The 5,287-nt window shown below is 71.9% G+C and carries 6 protein-coding genes; 3 read left to right on the forward strand and 3 right to left on the reverse strand.

Going from position 1 to position 5,287, the window contains the following annotated elements; translation table 11 throughout:
* A partial coding sequence (locus ABZU52_RS31785) for a peptidylprolyl isomerase (RefSeq protein WP_354974611.1) occupies nucleotides 1-714 on the forward strand: 714 nt, incomplete at its 5' end.
* A 130-nt stretch (nucleotides 715-844) separates the two neighbouring features.
* On the opposite strand, the gene ABZU52_RS31790 is transcribed toward ABZU52_RS31785, so the two are convergent.
* On the reverse strand, nucleotides 845-1,882 hold the full coding sequence (locus ABZU52_RS31790) for a LacI family DNA-binding transcriptional regulator (protein WP_354974612.1): 1,038 nt from the start codon (nucleotides 1,880-1,882) through the stop codon (nucleotides 845-847).
* A gap of 230 nt (nucleotides 1,883-2,112) precedes the next feature.
* Nucleotides 2,113-2,592 carry a quercetin 2,3-dioxygenase gene (locus ABZU52_RS31795; RefSeq protein ID WP_354974613.1) on the reverse strand — a complete coding sequence of 160 codons (480 nt, stop codon included), beginning with the start codon at nucleotides 2,590-2,592 and terminating at the stop codon, nucleotides 2,113-2,115.
* 127 nt (nucleotides 2,593-2,719) lie between these two features.
* Between ABZU52_RS31795 and ABZU52_RS31800 the strand changes: the two genes are divergently transcribed.
* Nucleotides 2,720-3,328, forward strand: coding sequence for a TetR/AcrR family transcriptional regulator (locus ABZU52_RS31800; RefSeq protein WP_354974614.1), 609 nt, complete (start codon nucleotides 2,720-2,722; stop codon nucleotides 3,326-3,328).
* A gap of 39 nt (nucleotides 3,329-3,367) precedes the next feature.
* Entirely contained in the window at nucleotides 3,368-4,207 is an 840-nt protein-coding gene (locus ABZU52_RS31805) for a M15 family metallopeptidase (protein ID WP_354974615.1), read from the forward strand.
* Here the strand turns inward: ABZU52_RS31805 and ABZU52_RS31810 are convergent.
* Nucleotides 4,208-5,287: spore photoproduct lyase family protein (locus ABZU52_RS31810; RefSeq protein WP_354974616.1), on the reverse strand; the 1,080-nt coding region annotated here is incomplete at its 5' end.

Raw genomic sequence — 5,287 nt, forward strand, 5'->3', positions numbered from 1 at the left:
GGCGGCGCGGCGGACACGCGGACCGCGTGTGCCGACGGGCCGCCCACCGCTGTCGACCCCGCCACCCGACCGCCGCGCACCACCCACGGCCCGTGCGCGTACACCGAGACCCCGGACGAACCCGCGGCCCGGCCGGTGCCGTTGCCGCCCGACCCGCGACGCACCCCGGCCCGGGGTAGCGTCCGGGTGACCCTGGCGACCAACCACGGGCCGATCGGGTTGACAGTGGACCGGGCCGCCGCGCCGTGCACGGTGCAGAGCTTCCTGCACCTGGTCGGCAAGCGCTTCTACGACAGCACCCCGTGTCACCGGCTGACCGCGTACCCGACGCTGAGCGTGCTGCAGTGCGGTGACCCGTCCGGCACGGGCGAGGGTGGTCCGGGATACCGCTACCGCGACGAGTTGCCGACCGACCTGCCGCCCGCGCCCACCGACCCGACCGGGGTGCGGCGCGTCTACGCCCGGGGCGTCCTCGCGATGGCCAACGCCGGGCCGGACACCAACGGCAGCCAGTTCTTCCTGGTGTACGCGAACTCGGCGCTGCGCCCCAACTACACGATCTTCGGCGAGGTCGACGCGGCCGGCCTGGCCACGCTGGACCGGATCGCCGCCGGGGGAGTGGCGCCGACCGCCGAGGACCCGGCACCGGTCGACGGGGCGCCCGCGCTGCCGGTGACCATCCGCAAGGCCGTCGACTGGCACCACCACCACTGACCGTGCGGCGCGGTGGGTGACAGTTGGTCGCTCACCGCGCCCGCCGTGGCTGACCCCTCGGGTGCGCCCGGCCGGAATTTCCGGGAACGGACCGGAACCGGTCCAACCGTTTCCGACGCAGTTCCAGCCGTCACGCCGAGGCGGGCGACCCGGTCGGCGGGGTGGCGGTGCTGTCGCGGACGACCAACTCGGTGGCGAGTTCCACCCGCGGCGAGTCGATGCCCTCGCCCTGGGCCAGGCGTAGCACGGTCCGGGCCGCCAACCGTCCCATCTCGACCAACGGTTGGCGCACGGTGGTCAGCGGTGGTGACGCCCAGCGGGCTTCCGGTAGGTCGTCGAAGCCCACCACGCTCACGTCGTCCGGGACGCGCAGCCCGCGGCGGCGGATGGCCTCGTAGACGCCGAAGGCCATCTGGTCGCTGGCGGCGAAGATGCCGGTCGGCGGGTCGGCGAGGTCGAGCAGCGCGGTTCCGCCAGCGAACCCGGAGGCGTGGTAGAAATCGCCCGGGTAGATCAGCGCGTCGTCCACCGGCACCCCGGCGGCCTCCAACCCGGCCCGGTAACCGTCGAGCCGGGCCCGGCTGCACAGCAGGTGCGTCGGCCCGGCCACGAAACCGATGCGCCGGTGCCCGATCGACAGCAGATGTTCGGTCGCGGCGAGCCCGCCAGCCCAGTTGGTGGCGCCGATGGTCGGCACGTCCATGGCCGGCACGCCGGCCGGGTCGACGACCACCACTGGCACGTTGAGCCGACGCAGCTGCGCGTGCAGCGGCGGGCTGAGGTGCGAGGTCACGAAGATGACGCCGTCGGTGGCCCGGGTGCGCAGGTTCTGCAACCACTGCCGGGCCGCGGTGGGCTGCCGGTGGATCGCGGAGACCACAGTGCCGACACCCGCGCCGTGCCCGACGTCCTCCACCCCACGGATTATCTCCACGGCCCAGGGGCTGTCCAGGTCGTTGAAGACCAGGTCGACGAGGCCGGCACGGCGGACGCTGCGGCTGGTGCGACGCCGGTAGCCGTGGTGGCGCAACAGCTCCTCGACCCGCTCCCGGGTGTCCGGGGCCACATCGGAGCGACCGTTGAGCACCCGTGACACGGTCGGCACCGACACCCCGGCCTCCCGTGCGATCGCGGTGATGGTCACCCTGCGTCCGTCGTCCGCACCCACCCGCGTCTCCTTCACCGCTCCGGAAGCGACCGCAACCCGTCGCCACCGTGTCCCGGAACGGCGTGCACCGTTCCTCGGGTCATCTTGCCTCACCGACGGGGGTTGACGACATGCCAGGCCGGTTCCGGCGTTCGACGAAGTTGCGGAAACATTCCGGAAAGTCTCGGCACGTTGGTCCCGATCTCAATGCTGACAGACCGGCCGGATGTGCTGGCCTCCTGTCGATTCACTCAGTGCTGGGGGGGTGGTCCGAGCAGTTCGATGCCGTGCCGAGCGGCGGCGTGACCGAGGGCGGCGGGGTCGATCGGTCCCGGGTCGGGCAGCCGCCGATCGAGCGCGGGGGTGCCGGCCTCGGCGGCGAACTGCTCGAACCCGGACGGGGTGGTGATCTGCAGGGCACGCAGCGGCTCGTCGGATCCGACGAGGAAGGTGTGTGGGAGTCCGACGGGCAGGAGGACGAGATCGCCCGGCCCGGCGGTGAAGGCCTCGCCGTCGCAGCGGAACTCGGCGGTGCCGGACAACACGTAGAACAGTTCGTCCTCGTGCTGGTGTCGATGCAGAGGCGCGCCGAAGCCGGGCGGATTGATGAATTCGACGACGGTGAGACGGCCGCGGGTCTGCTCGCCGGTCGTCTTGACGGTCATCAGGCTGCCGACGAACCAGTGGGCTTCTCCCTCGCCGGCTCGGCGCACAAACGGTCTGGTGGACATCTCGTCGCCTCTCTAATTGATGGATGGAGTCTATTCACTAGCCAGTGTCTAGCGAATATGTTGCTAGTATGGCGAAGCCATGGGCGATGTCAAGGACGAAAAACCGACTCGGCGCTACCGGTCCGCGGTGCGTGCGGAGAGTGCGCGGCGTACCCGGCGGGCGGTGGTCGGCGCGGCAGCCGAGCTGTTCGTCGCACGTGGTTACGCCGGCACGTCGCTGGCTGATGTGGCGGCCGCCGCGGGCGTCGCACGCCCGACAGTGTTCGCCGCGTTCGGGTCGAAGGCGGCGTTGCTACGACAGGTCCTCGACGAGGCGCTCGCCGGCGACGACGAGCCGGTACCTGTCGCGCAACGACAGTGGTTCCGGCCGGTCTTCGAGGCCGACACGCAGGCCGGCGTCCTGCACGCGTACGCCGACGTGTGCACCCTGATCGGCAGGCGCGCGGCGCGGATCTTCGAGACCGTGCGGCGGGCGGCAGACGAGACGTCTGAGGTCGCCGACGTGTGGGAGACGCTGCTGCGCAACCGTCGCGCGGGCGCTCGGATGGTGGTCGACCGGGTTCGATCGCTCGGCCCGCTGCGCCAAGGCTCCGACGTCGAGCGGGCGATCGACGCTCTGTGGATCTTCAACGACCCGGCGCACTATGACGCGTTGGTGCTGCGTTGCGGCTGGACCGAGGGTTCGTTCAGCGACTGGCTGTCCGAACGTATGCAGGACGCGCTGCTGGTCCGCTGATCCGGCGCGGGGCCCGGCCGGGGCTGATAGACAGGACTGGTGCGTACCCGCGTCGCCGTTGTGCTCGCGTTCGCCGCGCTGCTCGGCGGCTGCTCACGGCCGGAGCCTCGGCCCGTGCCCGCCTCGTCGGCCGGGCCGCAGCCGACACCGGTACGCGCCACCCCGTCGCCGAGCCCCGCCGAGCGGCTGCCCGGGTTCGTGGTGCTGACCGACCTCGACCCCCGCATCCACGCCGACATCCGGTACGCCACCCCGCACAACTTCGTCGGCCGCCCGATCACCGGCTACCGCGAGCCGCTGTGCCTGCTCACCCGACAGGCGGCCGAGGCGTTGCGCCGCGTACAGGACGCCGCGCTGGCCGGTGGGCACAGCCTCAAGGTGTACGACTGCTACCGCCCGCAGCCAGCGGTGGACGACTTCGTCGCCTGGTCGAAGCGCCCCGGTGAGCAGGAGACCAAGGCCGAGTTCTACCCGGACGAGGCCAAGAACAAGCTCTTCGCGGACGGATACATCGGCGCGCCCACCGCGCACAGCCGGGGCAGCACCCTGGACCTGACCCTGGTCGACGAGCCCGCCGCCAGCCAACCTGCGTACCGGGTCGGCCAACCGCTGGTCGCCTGCACCGCACCGCGCGGGCAGCGTTTCGCGGACAACAGCATCGACATGGGTACGGGCTTCGACTGTTTCGACCCCCGGGCGCACACCGCCGACCCCCGCATCACCGGCACAGCGCGGGACAACCGTCGGCTGTTGCAGCGGCTGATGACCGACGCCGGGTTCGTCAACTACGACCGGGAGTGGTGGCACTACAGCCTCCGCGACGAGCCGTACCCGGACACCTTCTTCGCCGCGCCGGTCGCCCGCTCCTCGGTCGGGTGATCAGGTCCAGTAGAGGATTCGGCAGGCTGGCACCCGGGCGGTCAGCTCGGTGGTGAACCAGTCGCGCAGCTCGGTCATCTGCTCGCGGGGGTAGACGTACTTCACGGCGCCGAACTTGCCGTGCTTGCGGGCGCGGGACTCCTCGTCCATCTCCAGCCGGGTGCGTGGGTACCAGCCGAGCAGCACCTCCTTGCTGCCCGGAGTGAACCGGTGGGTGATCAGCTCGGCGGTCAGGTCCAGGTCCGGCACCCCGTCGACCGCCGCGCGGACCTGGTCGAGCAGTTCGCCGTAGCGCTCCCGCCAGTCCGGCAGGGCGATGATCGGCGCGATGGTCAGCCCGACCGGGTAGCCGTCGAGGGCGAGCCGGCGCAGCGCGGCGAGCCGGTCCGGCACCCGGGCCGTGCCGCCCTCGAACCGTTCGCTGACCGGTGCGCAGTTGACGCTGAAGCGGACCCGGGTGCGGCCGGCGTGCGGCAGCCCGACGAAGGTGTCCACGTCGGCGTACTTGGTGGTCCAGCGCAACTGCACCGGGGCGTCCCAGTCGGCGAAGTGCTGCACCGCGCGCCGCCAGCTGCCGGTCAGGTGCTCCAGGGCGAGCGGATCGGTGTAGCAGGACGCCTCGAAGGTGGTGCCCTCGTCGGCGCGCCGCGCGTTGCGGCTGGTCACCGTCCCGCGCCCGGCGTACGCCCTCAGCCCGGCGAGGATGTCGTCGAGGTCCGCGTACACCCGGGTCACCGGTGGGCCGGACAGTGATCCGGCGAGGTAGCAGTACTGGCAGTGCGCCGGGCAGCCCTCGGCCAGGTCGACCCGCCAGTCGGCGCTGGGCGCGATGGGTTGCAGGACGCGCCGGGCGGGTGGGCTGACCACGATCGCCATGGTCGACTTGGCCCGGGCGTAGGTCTCCCGGTCGGTCTGCCCGCGTACCCCGGTGAGCCGGTTGGCGCGCAGCTGCTCGACCTCGATGCCGAGCGCCCGCACCCGCTCGACGATCCGTTGGCCGTGCGGGTGGTCGAGCGCGAGCACCGTGACGTCCCGAGGTCGGTCCAGCAGCCGAAGCAATCGGACCACCGCGTCGCCGAG

The organism is Micromonospora sp. NPDC005220 (assembly GCF_040607895.1).
GTDB lineage: Bacteria > Actinomycetota > Actinomycetes > Mycobacteriales > Micromonosporaceae > Micromonospora.

Bases quoted from the DNA above. Each gene is read 5' to 3' on its own strand.
- ABZU52_RS31795 (WP_354974613.1), bottom strand. From the start codon at position 2,592: ATGTCCACCAGACCGTTTGTGCGCCGAGCCGGCGAGGGAGAAGCCCAC.